The following is a 15,127-nucleotide window of genomic DNA, read 5'->3' as shown; positions in this document are numbered from 1 at the left end:
GAGTCGATCGCGAGTGGCATCGGCGGGGTCAAGATCAAGGTGGGTCAGCCGGATATGAGGGAGGATCTGCGCCGGTTGGCGGCGGTGCGTGAGCATCTGGGGGCGGATGTGCCGCTCATGGTGGATGCCAACCAGCAGTGGGATCGGCATGCGGCGTTGCGGTTCGGGCGGGCGGTGGAGGAGCTGGGGCTGGTGTGGATCGAGGAGCCGCTCGACGCGTACGACGCCGAGGGCCACGCGCGTCTGGCCGACGCCCTCGACACCCCGATCGCCACCGGTGAGATGCTCTCCAGCGTCGCCGAGCACGTCCGGCTCATCGACCTGCGCGCCTGCGACATCATCCAGCCCGACGCCCCGCGCGTCGGCGGCATCACCCCCTTCCTGCGCCTGGCCACCCTCGCCGACCACGCGGGCCTGCAACTCGCGCCGCACTTCGCCATGGAGATCCACCTCCACCTGGCCGCCGCCTACCCGCGCGAGCCGTGGGTCGAGCACTTCGAATGGCTCAACCCCCTGTTCGACGAGCGCCTGGAGACCCGTGACGGGCGCATGATCGTGCCCGACCGGCCCGGCCTCGGCTTCACGCTCAGCGAGCAGTGCCGCGCATGGGTCTCCGACAGCGTCGAGTTCGGCCGGAGTTGAGCGTGACAACGCCGCCGGGCGACCGCATCGAGTCCGTACGGCTGCGCCGCTACGCCGTGCCCCTCGCGGCCCCGGTGAGCGATGCCAAGGTCGCCACCGGACGCCAGCGCCCGCTCACCAGGATCGACGTGCTGACCTGCGAGGTCACCACGGCCGACGGCCTGGGCGGGCTGGGCTTCTCCTACACCACGCGCGCCGGCACCGCCGCGCAGTACGCCCACGCCGCGGAGATCGGGGAACGCCTGCTCGGCCGGGATCCGTCGGACATCGGCCGGGTCTACGACATGTTGTTGTGGGCGGGGGCGTCGGTCGGGCGTTCCGGGGTGGCGATCCAGGCGCTGGCGGCGGTCGACGTCGCGCTGTGGGATCTGAAGGCGAGGCGGGCGGGGTTGCCGCTGGCGAAGTTGCTGGGTTCGTACCGCGACGCGGTCAGGACGTACAACACCTCGGGCGGCTACCTCCAGGCGCCGGTCGAGGAGGTGAAGGCGCGGGCCTCGGAGTCGATCGCGAGTGGCATCGGCGGGGTCAAGATCAAGGTGGGTCAGCCGGATATGAGGGAGGATCTGCGCCGGTTGGCGGCGGTGCGTGAGCATCTGGGGGCGGATGTGCCGCTCATGGTGGATGCCAACCAGCAGTGGGATCGGCATGCGGCGTTGCGGTTCGGGCGGGCGGTGGAGGAACTGGGGCTGGTGTGGATCGAGGAGCCGCTCGACGCGTACGACGCCGAGGGCCACGCGCGTCTGGCCGACGCCCTCGACACCCCGATCGCCACCGGTGAGATGCTCTCCAGCGTCGCCGAGCACGTCCGGCTCATCGACCTGCGCGCCTGCGACATCATCCAGCCCGACGCCCCGCGCGTCGGCGGCATCACCCCCTACCTCAAGGTCGCCGCCCTGGCCGACCACGCCGGCCTCCAGGTCGCGCCGCACTTCGTGATGGAGATCCACGTGCACCTGGCCGCCGCGCACCCGAGCGAGTCCTGGGTCGAGCACATCGAGTGGCTGTCGCCGCTGTTCGACGAGCGCCTCACGATCGAGGACGGCCGCATGCTGGTGCCCGACCGGCCCGGCCTCGGGCTCAGCGTCGCGGACGAGGCCGCGGCCTGGTGCCTCGACGCCGTCGAGTTCCGCGCGCCGGGCAGGTAGATTGTCACCCGTGCCGCCGGACAGGAAACTCGATCGCGACACCGGGCGTGGCCTCGCCCACGAGCTGGTCGAACGGCTGCGATCCCGCATCCTGGCCGGTGAGATCGCCCCCGGCCAGAAGCTGCCCACCGAGTCCTCGCTGGTCGAGGAGTTCGGCGTGAGCCGCACGGTGGTCCGCGAGGCCATCTCGCGGCTGCAGGCGGCGGGGCTCGTCGAGACCTTCCAGGGCCGCGGCTCGTTCGTGCTCGACGTGCCCGCTCCCGCGCCCTTCTCCGTGGAGACCTCGCGGGTCCGCACGCACCGCGACGTCCTCGACATGATCGACTTCCGCATCGGGGTCGAGTCGGAGTCGGCGGGGCTGGCCGCGGAGCGCCGTACCGACCTGCAGCTCAAGGCCATCGAACGCGCACTCGTCGACCTCGGGAGCTCCGCCGGGCATCCCGGCCACGCCGTCGAGGCCGACTTCCGCTTCCACCTCAAGGTCGCGCTGGCCTCCGGCAACCGGTTCTACTCCGACCTGCTCGCCTCGATCGGCCCCATGATGATCATGCTGCCGCGTACGCGGCTGGCGCACGGCTACACGGTCTCCGACGCCACCCACCTCACCCGGGTGACGCTCGAACACGAGAACGTCTACCGCGCCGTCGCCGACCAGGACGCGGCGGCGGCGCGGGCCGCGATGCGGCTGCACCTGTCCAACTCGCGCGCCCGGCTGCAGGCCCCCTGACAGTCAGCGCCGACGGTCAGCGCCGACTGCCAGGGCCGACTGCCAGGGCCGACTGCCAGGGCCGACTGCCAGGGCCGACTGCCAGGGCCGACTGCCAGCGCCGACTACCAGCGGGCCGTGTTGGGCGTGAAGTCCGGCACGACCGTGCGCATGTACGCGGTGTCCTCGCGGCCGCGCTGCCCGCACGTGACATACTGCTCGTGCAGGGCCGCGAGCGCGTCCTGGTCCAGCTCCACGCCGAGGCCGGGCCCGGCCGGCACGGCCACGCTCCCGTCGCGGAACTCCAGCACCCCCGGCTTGATGACGTCCTCCGACTTCCACGGATAGTGCGTGTCGCAGGCGTAGGTGAGGTTGGGGGTCGCCGCGGCCAGGTGCGTCATCGCCGCCAGGCTCACGCCGAGATGCGAGTTGGAGTGCATCGACAGCCCCATGCCGAACGTCTCGCAGATGCCGCCGAGCAGAGCCGAGCGCCGCAGGCCGCCCCACAGGTGGTGGTCCGACAACACGACCTGCACGGCGTCCGCGGCGACGGCGGGCTTGAGATGTTCGAAGGCGATGACGCACATGTTGGTCGCCAGCGGCAGGCCGCTCTGCCGGGCGACGGCGGCCATGCCGTCGATGCCGGGCGTGGGGTCCTCGAGATATTCGAGCACGCCGGAGAGCCGGTCCGCCACCTCGACCGACGTCCGGACGGTCCAGGCGCCGTTGGGGTCGATGCGCAGCGCGTGCCCGGGGAAGGCCGCGGCCAGCGCCTCGACGGTCTCGATCTCGTGGCGGGGCTCGTACACGCCGCCCTTGAGCTTGATCGCGCCGAAGCCGTACTCGTCGACCATGCGCCGCGCCTGGGCGACCATCTGCTCGGGCGTGCGCCCCTCGCCCCACGTGTCGTCGTCCTGGCCCGGGTGGGCGGCCCACTTGTAGAACAGGTACGCCGAGTACGGCACCCGCTCGCGTACGGCGCCACCGAGCAGGTCGCTGACCGGCCGGCCGAGCGCCCTGCCCTGCAGGTCGAGCAGCGCCACCTCGAACGGCGCCGCCACGGTGTCGACCGCGCTCGACAGGTCGAGCATGCCGCCGAAGCTGGCCCCCGCGCCGCCGGTGGACGCGCCCAGCGCCGTCACGACCACGCGGCGCAGCCCGTTGAGGTCGAACGCGTCGAGGCCGGGCAGGGCGGCGGCGACGGCTTCGAGGCGCTGGAGGTGGGCCTGGTCGGCGTAGGTCTCCCCGAGCCCGACCAGCCCGGCGTCCGTGTGCACCTGGACGATGGCGCGCAGCACGTACGGCTGGTGCACGCCGACGACGTTGAGCAGGGGCGGGTCGCGGAAGGCGACGGGGGTGACGGACACCCGGCTGACCCGGCCGCCCGCCTGCGATTCGGGCGTGGGCCGACGTCCGGCGCGCATGGTCATGGCGTGTTCTCCTCGACGGGTTCGTCCGCGGCCGGCTCCTGGTCGGGCCTGCGGCGGCGCAGGGCCTTGCGGATGAGTGGCAGGACGGCGACCAGCAGGACCAGCGCGAGCACCGTGCCCGAGATCGGGCGGGTGAAGAAGCCGGTCGGGTCGCCGCCGAAGATGAGCAGCGACTGCCGCGAGGAGCTCTCGATCATCGAGCCGAGCACGAACGCCAGCACGAGCGGCCCCGGCTCGAAGCCGAGCTTCTTCATCAGGTAGCCGAGCAGGCCGAAGACGATCACCAGGAAGATGTCGTAGACCTGGTTGTTCACCGTGTACGCGCCGAGCAGCGTGATGAGCACCGTGATCGGCGCCAGGATGGCCGGCCGCACGCGCAGGATCCGCACGAAGACGCCGACCATCGGGATGCTCATGATGAGCAGCAGGATATTGCCGATGTACATCGAGTTGATGACGCCCCAGAAGACGTCGGGGTGCTGGGCGACGAGCTGCGGGCCCGGCTGGATGCCCTGGATGAGCAGCGCGCCGAAGATGAGGGCCATCGTGGCGTTGGCCGGGATGCCGAGGGTCAGCAGCGGGATGAACGACGAGGTGGCGGCCGCGTTGTTGGCGGTCTCGGGCGCGGCCACGCCCTCGACGGCACCCCGGCCGAACCGTTCCGGCCGCTTCGCGCGCCGCTTCTCGAACGCGTACGCGGCCAGGGAGGACAGCGTGGCGCCGCCGCCCGGCAGCACGCCGAGGAAGAACCCGATGAGCGAGCCCCGCCCGATCGCGCCCTTCGACTGGCCGAGGTCCTTGCGGGACGGCCACACGTTGCCGACCTTGGCGGGGGAGTGGACCTTGTTGTGGCGTTCCTCGATGTTGTAGAGGATCTCGCTGAGCCCGAACAGGCCCATGGCGAGCGGCACGAAGTCGATGCCCTCGGCCAGGTTGAGGCTGTCGAAGGTGAAGCGTTCCGCGCCCGTGAAGGTGTCGCGGCCGACGGTCGCGAGCAGCAGGCCGACGCAGGCGGCGATGATGGCCTTGAGCTTGTGGCCGTTGCCCACCGACGAGATGAGCAGCACGCCGAGCACGCCCAGCGCCGCGTACTCGGGAGGCCCGAAGTCGAGCGCGAAGCCGGCGACGATCGGGGCCAGCAGCGTCAGGCCGAGGATCGAGACGGTGCCGCCGATGAAGGAACCGATGGCCGCGATGCCGAGCGCGGTGCCCGCCCTGCCCTGTCTGGCCAGCGCGAAGCCGTCGAAGACGGTCACCACCGAGGACGCCTCGCCCGGCAGGCGCAGCAGCACGGAGGTGATGGTCCCGCCGTACTGGGCGCCGTAGAAGATGCCCGCCAGCATGATGATCGCGGAGACGGGCGAGATGCCGTAGGTGAGGGGCAGCAGGATGGCGATCGTCGCGCCGGGGCCGAGCCCGGGGAGCACGCCGATGAGCATGCCGATGATGACGCCGACGAGGCAGTAGAGCAGGTTGTCCGGCTCCAGGACGACGCCGAAGCCGTTGAGAATCGGGGAGATGTCCATGTGACTTTCTCAGATGAGGCGCGGGAGCGGGACCTGCAGCAGGAGGACGAAGATCACGTAGAACGCGGCCACGGTGCCGACGCTGATCACGATGGACGATCGCCACGACTCCTTGCCCAGCCAGCGCAGCCAGACGAACACCAGCAGCAGCGACGGGATCTCGAAGCCGATCAGGGGGAGGAGCACGGCGAGCAGCACGAGCGTCACCAGCGCGACCACGGTGAGCAGGCTGGCCCTGGAGAAACGTTCGGCGTCCTCCAGCCGGCGGCCCGCGACGACGAGCGCCGCCGACAGCGCGATGATGGTGACGCTGATGGCGAACGGCCACAGGCCGGGCCCCGGGTGGGTGAGACTGCCGAGCCCGAGCGCGTACGAACCGACCGCGCCGAAGATCCCGGCGGTGAGCCCTGCCAGGGCCGCCGCGACCTGCGAGAGGGGTCCCGCGTGCGGCGGCCGTGACTCGTCCAGCTCGGCCTGGAGCCGCTCGGCCTCGACGGCGACGTCGTCGAGCGGTTCTGGCGAGCTCGCGGGCTCGGACATGGACATGCTCACTCCTTGGTGGCGGGCGGACGAGCGGGAGGGGGTGGCCTGCCGGGTCCCCGGTCAGCCGGCCAGGCTGATCCCGAACTCGTCGAGCTGCTTCTTGTAGGTGGCGGCGTCGCTCTGCAGCGAGCTGAGGACCTCGTCGGGGGTGACCTCCATGGGGGTGAGCGAGTTCTGCTCGTTGAACTTCTTGTACTCCGGCGTGGCGAACGTCTTCTTGGCCGCTTCGAGCAGCTTGGTCTTGACGTCCTGCGGCGTGCCCTTGGGCGCGGTGAGGAAGCGGTACTGCGTCACCTGCACGTCGAAGCCCTGCTCCGTGGCCGTCGGCACGTCGGGCATGTAGGGGATGCGCTCCTTGGAGAAGACCGCGAGCGGCACGAGCTTGCCGGCCTTGACGTTCTCGATCGCCTCGCCGATCTGCATGGTGGAGACGTCGACCTGGTTGCCGAGCAGCGCGGTCAGCGCGGGGGCGCCGCCGTCGAAGGGCACGGCCGTGGCCTTGATGCCGGCCGTCTTGAAGGTCAGCGCGGAGGCCAGCTGCGCGCCGGTGCCGACGCCGGTCGTGCCGTACCGGATCGGCTTGCCGGCCTTCTTCATGTCCTCGATCGACTTGTAGCCGGACTTGGGGTTGGTCGCCATGACGTAGTCGTCGCGCGAGACGCCGGTGATGACGTCGAACGAGTCGATCTTCGTGGCCTCCGCGGGCGAGACCGTGAGCGGCGTGATGGTGAACAGGGAGGCGTTCTGGACGGCGAGCTTGTAGCCGTCGGGGGCCGCCGACTGCAGCTCCTTGGCGTTGAGCGCGCCGTTGGCGCCCGGCTTGTTGAGCACCGGCGCGGAGACGCCGAGCTCCTTGGCCATGCCCTGGGCCAGCGCCCGGGTGATGAGGTCGGTCGAGCCGCCGGGCGAGGCGCCGACGCTGAACTCGATGTTGCCCGACGGATATTCGCCGCCGTCACCGCCGGTGGAGGTCGTCTTGACCCCGCCGCACGCGGTCAGCGCGACGGCGGCGACGGTGCCGAGGACTCCCGCGAGAACGCGGCGGGGGGCTGTCCGGGATGCCGGCATGGACTTCTCCTTCGTGCGGGCGGTGCCCCTCAGGCGGGGTGCGCGTGGTGTGCGGTGAAGCGGGTTTCGGGCGGACGCCAAAGGCGGTTTTATTCCATTTGCTGTAGTCTCCGGAGACTAGGGACCAGCTTCGATGCCTGTCCAGGCTCATTTCGGTATCGAGTGATACTCTATCCGCATCATGCTAACACTGGACCAGATCCGGGCATTCGTAGCAGTTGCCGAGGAACTGCACTTCGGCCGGGCCGCTGATCGGCTGCGCATGACCCAACCCCCGCTCAGCCGCCACATCCAGAAGCTGGAGCGGGTGGTCGGCGTGACCCTGCTGGAACGCGACAACCGCCGCGTGGTCCTCACCGACGCCGGCCGCGCCTTCCTGGACGACGCCCGGCGCATGCTCACCCTCGTCGACACCGCGGGCGACCGTGCGCGCAGGATCGCCAGCGGCGCCGCCGGGACCGTGCGGCTGGGCTTCACGGCCGTCTCCGCCATCAGCATGCTGGGCGCGCTGCTGCGCAGGTTGTCGGAGCAGCTGCCGGAGATCGACGTCATCCTGCACGAACGGGTCACCGCCGGGCAGGTCGACGGCCTGCTCCGCGGCGAGCTGGACCTGGGGCTCGCGCGCCCGCCGTTCGACATCGCCACGCTCGACTCGCGGGTCGTCTTCCGCGAGCCGCTGTGCGCGGTCGTGCCCATCGGGCATCCGCTCGCCGAGCTCGGCCGGCCGCTCGTGCCCGACGACTTCGACGGCCTGCCGGTGATCAGCTACAACCCCGTCCAGTCGCGGTACTTCCACGAGCTGACCGTGCACTTCCTCACCAACGCCCACCCCCGGATCGAGCAGCAGGTGCACCAGATCCTCACCGCGGTGCTGCTCGTGGGGGCCGGGCGGGGCGTCGCGCTGGCGCCCGCCAGCGCCCGCTCGCTCGGGATCGACGGCGTCACCTTCTGCGAGCTGGCCCGCGGCGGCGGCGATCCGCTGGAGAGCGAGGAGAGCGCCACAGGAGAGCCGGTCGAGCTGCACGTGATCTGGGACCGCGGCTCCACCAACCCCGCGCTGTGGCGGGTGCTCGACCTGCTGCCCGACCTGGAGGCGCCCCCACCCGTGCTGATGATGCCCTGACGGCATCGCCGGATACGAAAATGCACTTGGACAGGAATCGCCCCTGCTCTTTAGCCTGGCGGCATCAGACCTGACCTGCGGCGCACGGGGGACCCCACTGCCGCGTGTAAAGCAAAGGACCGCCATGCCCAGCTTCTCGCCGCACGAGCTCGCGACCCAGCTCAAAAGCGGCCTGCTGTCCTTCCCCGTCACCCACTTCACCGAGGACCTCCGGTTCGACGAGGCGCGCTACCGCGAGCACCTCGCCTGGCTGAGCGGCTTCCCCGTGGCAGGCCTGTTCACCGCCGGAGGCACGGGCGAGGGCTTCTCTCTGACCCCCGCCGAGATCGACCAGGTGGTCCGCGCGGCGGTCGGCGAGGTCGGCGGCAGGCTGCCGGTCGTGGCGCCCGCCACCGGCGGCACCGCCAGTGCCGTCGCGCAGGCCGAGGCCGCCGAGGCCGCCGGCGCCGACGGGGTGCTCCTCCTGCCGCCCTACCTCACCGAGGCCGGTCAGGACGGTCTGATCGAGCACGTCAGCGCCGTCTGCCGCAGCACGGGGCTCGGCGTGGTCGTCTACAGCCGCGCCAACGGCATCCTCACCGACCGCTCCGTCGAGATCCTGGCCGACAGGAACGCGACCCTCGTCGGCTTCAAGGACGGCGTCGGCAACATCGAGAACCTCGCCCGCATCTACGCCGCCGTCGGCGATCGCCTGGCCTACATCGGCGGCCTCCCCACCGCGGAGACCTTCGCGCTGCCGCTGCTCGAACTCGGGATGAGCACGTACTCGTCCGCCATGTTCAACTTCGTCCCGCAGTTCGCGGTCGACTTCTACGCCGACGTCCGCGCCAAGAACCGGGAGGCGGTCTACCGTCGCATCAGGGAGTTCGTGGTGCCCTACCTGGACCTCCGCGACCGCCAGAAGGGGTACGCCGTGTCCATCATCAAGGCCGGGCTGACCGCCGCCGGCCGGCACGGCGGGCCCGTGCGGCCGCCGCTGCAGAACCTCACCGAGGACGAGCTCGCCGAGCTGACCGCGCTCGTCAAGAAGATCAGCTGAGAGGGGCGCCGCCCGTGTCCCCCACCATCCAGCGCGTCGAGGTCGTCCCGGTCGCCGGGTACGACAGCATGCTGCTCAACCTCAGCGGCGCCCACGGACCCTTCTTCACCCGCAACGTCGTCATCACGACCGACTCCGACGGACGTACGGGCCTCGGTGAGGTGCCGGGTGGCGAGGCGATCCGCCGTACCGTCGAGGAGGCCGCGGCGCTGCTGACCGGCCAGCCCGTGGCACGCCACCGCAGCCTGCTGCGCTCGGTGGCGGCCCGGTTCGCCGACCGGGACGCCGCCGGGCGGGGCGTGCAGACCTTCGACCTGCGCACCACGGTGCACGCGGTCACCGGGCTGGAGTCCAGCCTGCTCGACCTGCACGGTCAGCACCTCGGCGTCCCGGTGGCGGAGCTGCTCGGCGACGGGCAGCAGCGCGACCGGGTGCCGATGCTCGGCTACCTGTTCTACGTCGGCGACCCGGCCAGGACCGACCTGCCCTACCGCGTCGACGACGGCGGTGACGACGCCTGGTCGCGGCTGCGTCGCCGCGAGGCCCTGACCCCGGACGCGGTGGTCGCGCTGGCCGAGGCCGCCCAGGAGCGCTACGGGTTCGCCGACTTCAAGCTCAAGGGCGGGGTGCTGCCCGGCGAGCAGGAGATCGAGACGGTCAGAGCGCTGGCCGGCAGGTTCCCCGGCGCACGCGTCACCGTCGACCCCAACGGGGGCTGGCTGCTGGCCGACGCCGTACGGCTGTGCGCGGGGCTCGGCGACGTGCTCGCCTACGCCGAGGATCCGTGCGGGGCCGAGGGCCGCTTCTCCGGCCGGGAGACGATGGCGGAGTTCCGGCGCGCGACCGGCCTGCGCACCGCCACCAACATGATCGCCACCGACTGGCGGGAGATGGCGCACGCCGTACGCGCGAACGCCGTCGACATCCCGCTCGCCGACCCGCACTTCTGGACCATGTCCGGCTCCGTCAGGGTCGCCCAGCTCTGCCACGACTTCGGCCTGACCTGGGGTTCCCACTCCAACAACCACTTCGACATCTCGCTGGCGATGTTCACGCACGTCGGGGCCGCCGCCCCCGGGGAGATCACCGCCCTGGACACGCACTGGATCTGGCAGGACGGCCAGGCCCTCACCACCAGCCCACCGCGGATCGTCGACGGCGCCGTCGACGTGCCCACCGCACCCGGGCTCGGCGTCGAGCTCGATCGCGCCGCCCTGGCCGAGGCCCACGAGCTCTACCTCCGCCACGGGCTCGGCGCCCGCGACGACGCCGTGGCCATGCGCTACCTCGTGAAGGACTGGGGGTTCGACCCGAAACGCCCCTGCCTCGACCGCTGACCTAGGGTGAGCGCATGGGCATGGTCAGGACGGTCGGGCTGGTGCTGCACCCCCAGCGCGACTCCAGGAAGGCGATCGACACCATCCTGCGCTGGGCTGGCGGCAACGACGCCACCGTGCTCGGCCTGCCCGCAGAGGTGGGCCGCATCGACTGCAGCGCCGTGCCCGTCGACACCGACACGCTCGTCGAACGGTCCGACCTGCTGGTCGGGATCGGCGGCGACGGGACGATGCTGCGCACGATGCGGCTGCTCGCCGGGCGCCGCACACCCATCCTCGGCGTCAACCTCGGGCGGCTCGGGTTCCTCGCGGAGATCGACGTGGACGACCTGGCCGGCACGCTCTCCGCGATCGACGAGCACCGCTACACGATCGAGCCGCGGATGGCGATCCAGGCCGAGGTCCAGGGCACGGACGTGACCGCGTTCAACGACATCGCCCTCGTGCGGATCCCCGGAGAGGGGCTGGCGGGCGTCGCGGTGAGCGCGGCGGGCAGCGACTTCGTCCGCTTCGCCGCCGACGCCGTGATCGTGTCCACCTCCACCGGGTCCACGGCCTACAGCTTCTCCGCCGGCGGGCCCATCGTGTCGCCCCGGGTGGAGGCCGTGCTCGTCGTGCCCGCCGCCGCCCACTCGGCCTTCAACCGGGCCCTCGTGCTGCCCGCGGACGAAGAGGTGACGCTCCAGGTGCTGCCCACCAGCGGACGCCTCGCGGTCGAGGTCGACGGCACCGTGCTCGGCCACCTGTGCCCGGGTGACAGCATCACGGTGGCCGCCTGGCCGGGGGCGGCTCAGGTCGTACGGCTCGGCACCACCTTCTACGACCGGGCCCGGCGCAAGCTGCGCGTGGACGGCAGCGCCGAGGCGTACTGACGATCGCCGGACGGGGAGCGGCGTCAGGTGCTCGCGCGGCGGCGGTGGCGAGCCGGGCGGTCGGGCGCCCGGCGCGGCTCCGGCTCCTCGCCGGGGGACCCGTCGCGGTCCTGGGACGGATGCGGGGCGAAGAAGTCCTCCCCCGCGGCCGAGGGGCTCACCTCACGGCGCGAGCCGGGCCGCCCGGGTCCCGCGCGGCGGGCCTCGGAACCGGCGCGTCGGCGCGAGGAGGCGCCCTCGGTGTCCCCGGGCTCCGCGCGGTGGCGCGGTGCTGCCTCATCGGCGTCCGGCCGGTGGCGGGTGGCCGCCAGCGCGGCCAGGGCCGTGGTGATGGGGACGGCGGCGATGAGGCCGAGCGTGCCCACCACGCTGCGCACGATCTCCTGGGCGATGACAGGCGTCGTCAGCACCTGCCCCAAGGGCTGCTCCCCGATGCTGAACAGCAGCAGCAGCGGCAGCGACGCCCCCGCGTACGCCAGGATGATGGTGTTGATCACCGAGGCGATGTGGGCCCGCCCGATGCGGCCGGCCGCCTGGTAGAGGCGGGCGAAGCCGTACGACGGGTTGGCGTGGGCCAGTTCGGACACCGTCACCGCCTGCGTGACGGTCACGTCGTCGAGCACCCCGAGCGCGCCGATGATGATCCCGGCCAGCAGCAGCCCCTGCGTGTCGATCGACAGGCTCATGCCCAGCGTCAGCGCGCTGTCGTCGGTGACCCCGTTGAGCCGGGCGAACCCGAGCGCCGCGTACGACAGCGCGCCCGTCAGCGCCAGGCTGGCCAGCGTGCCGAGCACCGCCATGGACGTGGGCAGCGAGAAGCCGTGCGTGAGGTAGAGCACCGTCAGCATGATCGCCGCCGCTCCGACGATCGCCACCAGCATCGGGGACCTGCCCTCCAGGATGCCGGGGATGACGAACGTCAGCAGCAACACGAACGTCACCGCCAGGCCGATCAGCGCCGTCACCCCGCGCCAGCGGCCGAACGCGATCACCGCGGCGGCGAAGGCCAGGCCGAACAGCCACAGCGGCGTCGCCCGGTCATGGTCGGAGAGCTGGTAGGCGCCGTCGGCGTCGCGCAGCAGGATCACGCCGTCGCCCGGCGCGAAGTGCTGCGCCACCGGGCCGCCGGGCAGGCGGAGCGTGACGTCGCGGCCGGCGTCGCGCCCCTCACCGAGCTTGACCGTGGCCGTGCCGCACGTGGCGGGGTCGGGCCGGGGCGCGCCCTCGGGCGCGGCGGGGCAACGTTTGAGCGTGACGGCCGTGACCGTGCCGGTGAGCCGTTCGACGGCGGACGGCTGCGCGCCCTCGCCCTGCCCCGCTCCGGGCCGGCCGTCGGGCCAGAGCCACAGCAGGGCTCCCAGCGTGACGACGGCCACCGGCACCAGCACGGCCAGGCTCGCCATCATCGTGCGTCGGGAGCGGGGTGCGGACGCGCCGTGCGCGTGCCCGGCGCCCATCAGGTAACGCCCATCGGGTGAATGGTCCTCCTCGGCTGACGAACAAGGACAGTACTGCACACGACGGGCCTGGGTAGCTGCAACGGCATGACTTGCCTGGTGGGCACCTCGGGGTGGCAGTACAAAGACTGGCGGGGCGTGCTGTACCCGCAGGGTGTGCCGCAGCGGCTCTGGCTGGAGACGTACGCGGCGGAGTTCCCCACGGTCGAGAACAACAACGCCTTCTACCGGCTGCCGAGCCCCGAGGTGTTCGCCGCCTGGCGCGACAGGACGCCCCCGCACTTCGTGATGGCGGTCAAGGCCAGCAGGTTCCTCACCCACATCAAGCGGCTGGCCGAGCCGGAGGAGCCGGTGCGGCGGCTGATGGGCGCCGTCGCGGAGCTGAAGGACAAGCTCGGGCCGATCCTGCTGCAGCTGCCGCCCACCCTCCAGTCCGATCCCGGCCGCCTCGACCGGTGCCTGGCCTGCTTCCCCGCACATGTCAGGGTGGCCGTGGAACCGCGCCACGCCTCGTGGTGGACGGGGGAGGTACGCGAGATCCTCCGCGCGAGGGGTGCCGCGCTGTGCTGGGCGGACCGCCTCGGCCGGCCGCGGAGCCCGTTCTGGCGTACCGCGGGATGGGGGTACGTACGCCTGCACCAGGGGCGGGCCGGCATCGCCTACGGCGACACCGCGCTGCGGACGTGGGCCCGTCGGGTGCGGGAGGCGGGCTGGCGGGACGCCTACGTCTACTTCAACAACGACCCGGGGGGAGCCGCGGTGCGCAACGCGAGACGGTTCGCCGGACTCCGCTAGTGCGTACGCGCCTCTACCGGAACGGCGTACTCGAGAAGCAGGATTTCCCGCTCGAGGAGCTGACCGGGCACGTGTCGGGTCAGGGCAACGTCGTCTGGCTCGACCTGTGCCGTCCTTCGGCCGCCGAGCTCACCGCGGTCGGTTCCGAGCTGGGACTGCACGAGCTGGCCATGGAGGACGCCCTCTCCGACCGGCAGCGGCCGAAGGTCGACGTCTACGACAACCACCTGTTCATCACGGTCTACGGGGTGCACCTGGAGGAGGGACGGCTGCGTCCCGTCGAGGTGAACGTGTTCGTCACCGCCAACGCCCTGGTCACCGTGCGCGAGAGCGACGCCTTCGACATGGACGAGGTCGTCAGGCGCTGGGACACCCTGGCACGCCTGGCGGGGCACGGGGTGACGTTCCTGCTGCACGGCCTGCTCGACTACGTGGTGGACGGCCAGCTCGACCTGGTGGAAGAGCTCGACACGAAGGCGGAGGCCCTGGAGGAGTCCCTGTACGCGGGCGATCCTGGCGACGGCAGGCGGCTGCAGCGCACGATGTTCGAGCTGCGCAAGGACACCACCAGGGTCCGCAAGATCACGCTGCCGATGCGGGAGGTGGTCGGCACCCTGCTCCACCGTGACCAGGACGTCGTGGCCGATCCCGTCATGGCGCCGTACTACGCGGACGTCTACGACCACGTGCTGCGGGCGGCGGAGTGGGTCGAGGGGATCCGCGAGATGCTGGCGAACGTCCGCGAGACCCGCCTCGCGCAGCAGGGCTTCCGGCTGGACGAGATCATGAAACGGATCACCAGCTGGGCCGCCATCATCGCGGTGCCCACCCTGATCACCGGCTTCTACGGGCAGAACGTGCCCGTTCCCGGCACCGGGCAGGGCTGGGGGTTGTGGGCCTCCACGATCCTCGTGTCGCTCACCTCGGTCGTGCTGTACTCGGTGTTCAAGAAGAACGACTGGTTGTGAGCGCCGTCCCGGCCGCGGCCAGCCCGTCGTACGGCGGCGGGCAGGACCGGCCGCGCACGCCGGGCGACAGCCGCACCGCGACCCGCACCTCGGCCGCGCCGGTGGCCGGGTAGAGGGGCAGGCAGCGGCCGCCCGCGAGCAGCGTCCTGCGGCCGACCGCGGTGGTGAGCAGCGACAGCCCGTCGTACGTCGCGGGAGCCGCCAGGCGCAGCACCCACAGGCCGCCGGGGGTGCGGGACCGGGCGCCGTCGAGGGCGTAGTAGTCGAGCACGCTGTCGCTCGACGAGACGACCGCCCGCATGGTGAACCGCCGGCCCTCGACCGTGAACACCTCCGTCGAGGGCGCCTTGTAGACCGAGTGCACGTACGCGATCGCGAAGGAGCCGCCGGCGACGGGCAGGCCGTTCACGGTGAGGCGCCCGGCGCCGCCGCCGCAGCCGAGCGCCGCCACCAGGGCGAGCGCCAGGAGCAGCCGG

At 71.8% G+C, this 15,127-nt stretch carries 15 protein-coding genes; 9 read left to right on the top strand and 6 right to left on the bottom strand.

Features of this window, described 5'->3' with window-relative positions; all coding sequences use genetic code 11:
• The 3 genes from E1295_RS13475 to E1295_RS13465 form a co-directional block, all read left to right on the top strand.
• Positions 1-642: mandelate racemase/muconate lactonizing enzyme family protein (locus tag E1295_RS13475; protein ID WP_132630602.1), on the top strand; the 642-nt coding region annotated here is incomplete at its 5' end.
• 2 nt (positions 643-644) lie between these two features.
• On the top strand, positions 645-1,787 hold the full coding sequence (locus E1295_RS13470; RefSeq protein WP_246080019.1) for an L-talarate/galactarate dehydratase: 1,143 nt from the start codon (positions 645-647) through the stop codon (positions 1,785-1,787).
• A gap of 10 nt (positions 1,788-1,797) precedes the next feature.
• On the top strand, positions 1,798-2,514 hold the full coding sequence (locus E1295_RS13465; RefSeq protein WP_132630600.1) for a FadR/GntR family transcriptional regulator: 717 nt from the start codon (positions 1,798-1,800) through the stop codon (positions 2,512-2,514).
• Positions 2,515-2,618: 104 nt separating this feature from the next.
• On the opposite strand, the gene E1295_RS13460 is transcribed toward E1295_RS13465, so the two are convergent.
• The 4 genes from E1295_RS13460 to E1295_RS13445 are packed head-to-tail and all read right to left on the bottom strand — an operon-like array spanning position 2,619 to position 7,060.
• Positions 2,619-3,923: a glucarate dehydratase family protein gene (locus E1295_RS13460; RefSeq protein ID WP_246080018.1), complete on the bottom strand. Its 1,305-nt coding sequence runs from the start codon at positions 3,921-3,923 to the stop codon at positions 2,619-2,621.
• Positions 3,920-5,449: a tripartite tricarboxylate transporter permease gene (locus E1295_RS13455; protein WP_132630599.1), complete on the bottom strand. Its 1,530-nt coding sequence runs from the start codon at positions 5,447-5,449 to the stop codon at positions 3,920-3,922. The genes E1295_RS13460 and E1295_RS13455 overlap by 4 nt, the downstream gene beginning before the upstream one ends.
• 9 nt (positions 5,450-5,458) lie before the next feature.
• A complete protein-coding gene (locus E1295_RS13450) occupies positions 5,459-5,995 on the bottom strand; it encodes a tripartite tricarboxylate transporter TctB family protein (RefSeq protein WP_132630598.1) in 537 nt (178 codons plus the stop codon).
• Positions 5,996-6,052: 57 nt separating this feature from the next.
• Positions 6,053-7,060 (bottom strand): Bug family tripartite tricarboxylate transporter substrate binding protein, encoded by a 1,008-nt coding sequence (locus E1295_RS13445; RefSeq protein ID WP_132630597.1) that lies wholly within the window; start codon positions 7,058-7,060, stop codon positions 6,053-6,055.
• Between the two features lie 181 nt (positions 7,061-7,241).
• Between E1295_RS13445 and E1295_RS13440 the strand changes: the two genes are divergently transcribed.
• The 4 genes from E1295_RS13440 to E1295_RS13425 all read left to right on the top strand — a co-directional run bounded on the left by E1295_RS13440 (position 7,242) and on the right by E1295_RS13425 (position 11,431).
• The gene (locus tag E1295_RS13440; protein ID WP_132630596.1) at positions 7,242-8,183 is read left to right on the top strand and encodes a LysR family transcriptional regulator; all 942 of its coding nucleotides are present in this window, start codon (positions 7,242-7,244) and stop codon (positions 8,181-8,183) included.
• A 124-nt stretch (positions 8,184-8,307) separates the two neighbouring features.
• Positions 8,308-9,222, top strand: coding sequence for a 5-dehydro-4-deoxyglucarate dehydratase (gene kdgD, locus E1295_RS13435; protein WP_132630595.1), 915 nt, complete (start codon positions 8,308-8,310; stop codon positions 9,220-9,222).
• A 14-nt stretch (positions 9,223-9,236) separates the two neighbouring features.
• The gene (locus tag E1295_RS13430; protein WP_246080017.1) at positions 9,237-10,559 is read left to right on the top strand and encodes an enolase C-terminal domain-like protein; all 1,323 of its coding nucleotides are present in this window, start codon (positions 9,237-9,239) and stop codon (positions 10,557-10,559) included.
• Between the two features lie 14 nt (positions 10,560-10,573).
• A complete protein-coding gene (locus tag E1295_RS13425) occupies positions 10,574-11,431 on the top strand; it encodes an NAD(+)/NADH kinase (protein WP_132630594.1) in 858 nt (285 codons plus the stop codon).
• A gap of 23 nt (positions 11,432-11,454) precedes the next feature.
• On the opposite strand, the gene E1295_RS13420 is transcribed toward E1295_RS13425, so the two are convergent.
• The gene (locus E1295_RS13420; RefSeq protein ID WP_132630593.1) at positions 11,455-12,888 is read right to left on the bottom strand and encodes a YibE/F family protein; all 1,434 of its coding nucleotides are present in this window, start codon (positions 12,886-12,888) and stop codon (positions 11,455-11,457) included.
• An 87-nt stretch (positions 12,889-12,975) separates the two neighbouring features.
• Here E1295_RS13420 and E1295_RS13415 point away from each other — a divergent pair, with 87 nt between their 5' ends.
• Together E1295_RS13415 and E1295_RS13410 are read left to right on the top strand one after the other, a co-directional pair.
• Positions 12,976-13,683, top strand: a complete 708-nt coding sequence (locus tag E1295_RS13415; RefSeq protein WP_132630592.1) for a DUF72 domain-containing protein — start codon at positions 12,976-12,978, stop codon at positions 13,681-13,683.
• Positions 13,683-14,651, top strand: coding sequence for a magnesium transporter CorA family protein (locus E1295_RS13410; protein ID WP_132630591.1), 969 nt, complete (start codon positions 13,683-13,685; stop codon positions 14,649-14,651). Before E1295_RS13415 ends, E1295_RS13410 begins: the two co-directional genes overlap by 1 nt.
• On the opposite strand, the gene E1295_RS13405 is transcribed toward E1295_RS13410, so the two are convergent.
• The gene (locus tag E1295_RS13405; protein ID WP_166427208.1) at positions 14,629-15,102 is read right to left on the bottom strand and encodes a DUF1850 domain-containing protein; all 474 of its coding nucleotides are present in this window, start codon (positions 15,100-15,102) and stop codon (positions 14,629-14,631) included. The genes E1295_RS13410 and E1295_RS13405 overlap by 23 nt on opposite strands.
• Positions 15,103-15,127 lie beyond the last annotated feature (25 nt).

Origin of the sequence: Nonomuraea mesophila (assembly GCF_004352805.1) — a bacterium.
In the GTDB taxonomy this organism is placed as follows: Bacteria; Actinomycetota; Actinomycetes; order Streptosporangiales; family Streptosporangiaceae; genus Nonomuraea; species Nonomuraea longispora.
The sequence above is the reverse complement of the archived record's forward strand: the minus strand, read 5'-3'. Positions and strand labels throughout refer to the sequence as shown.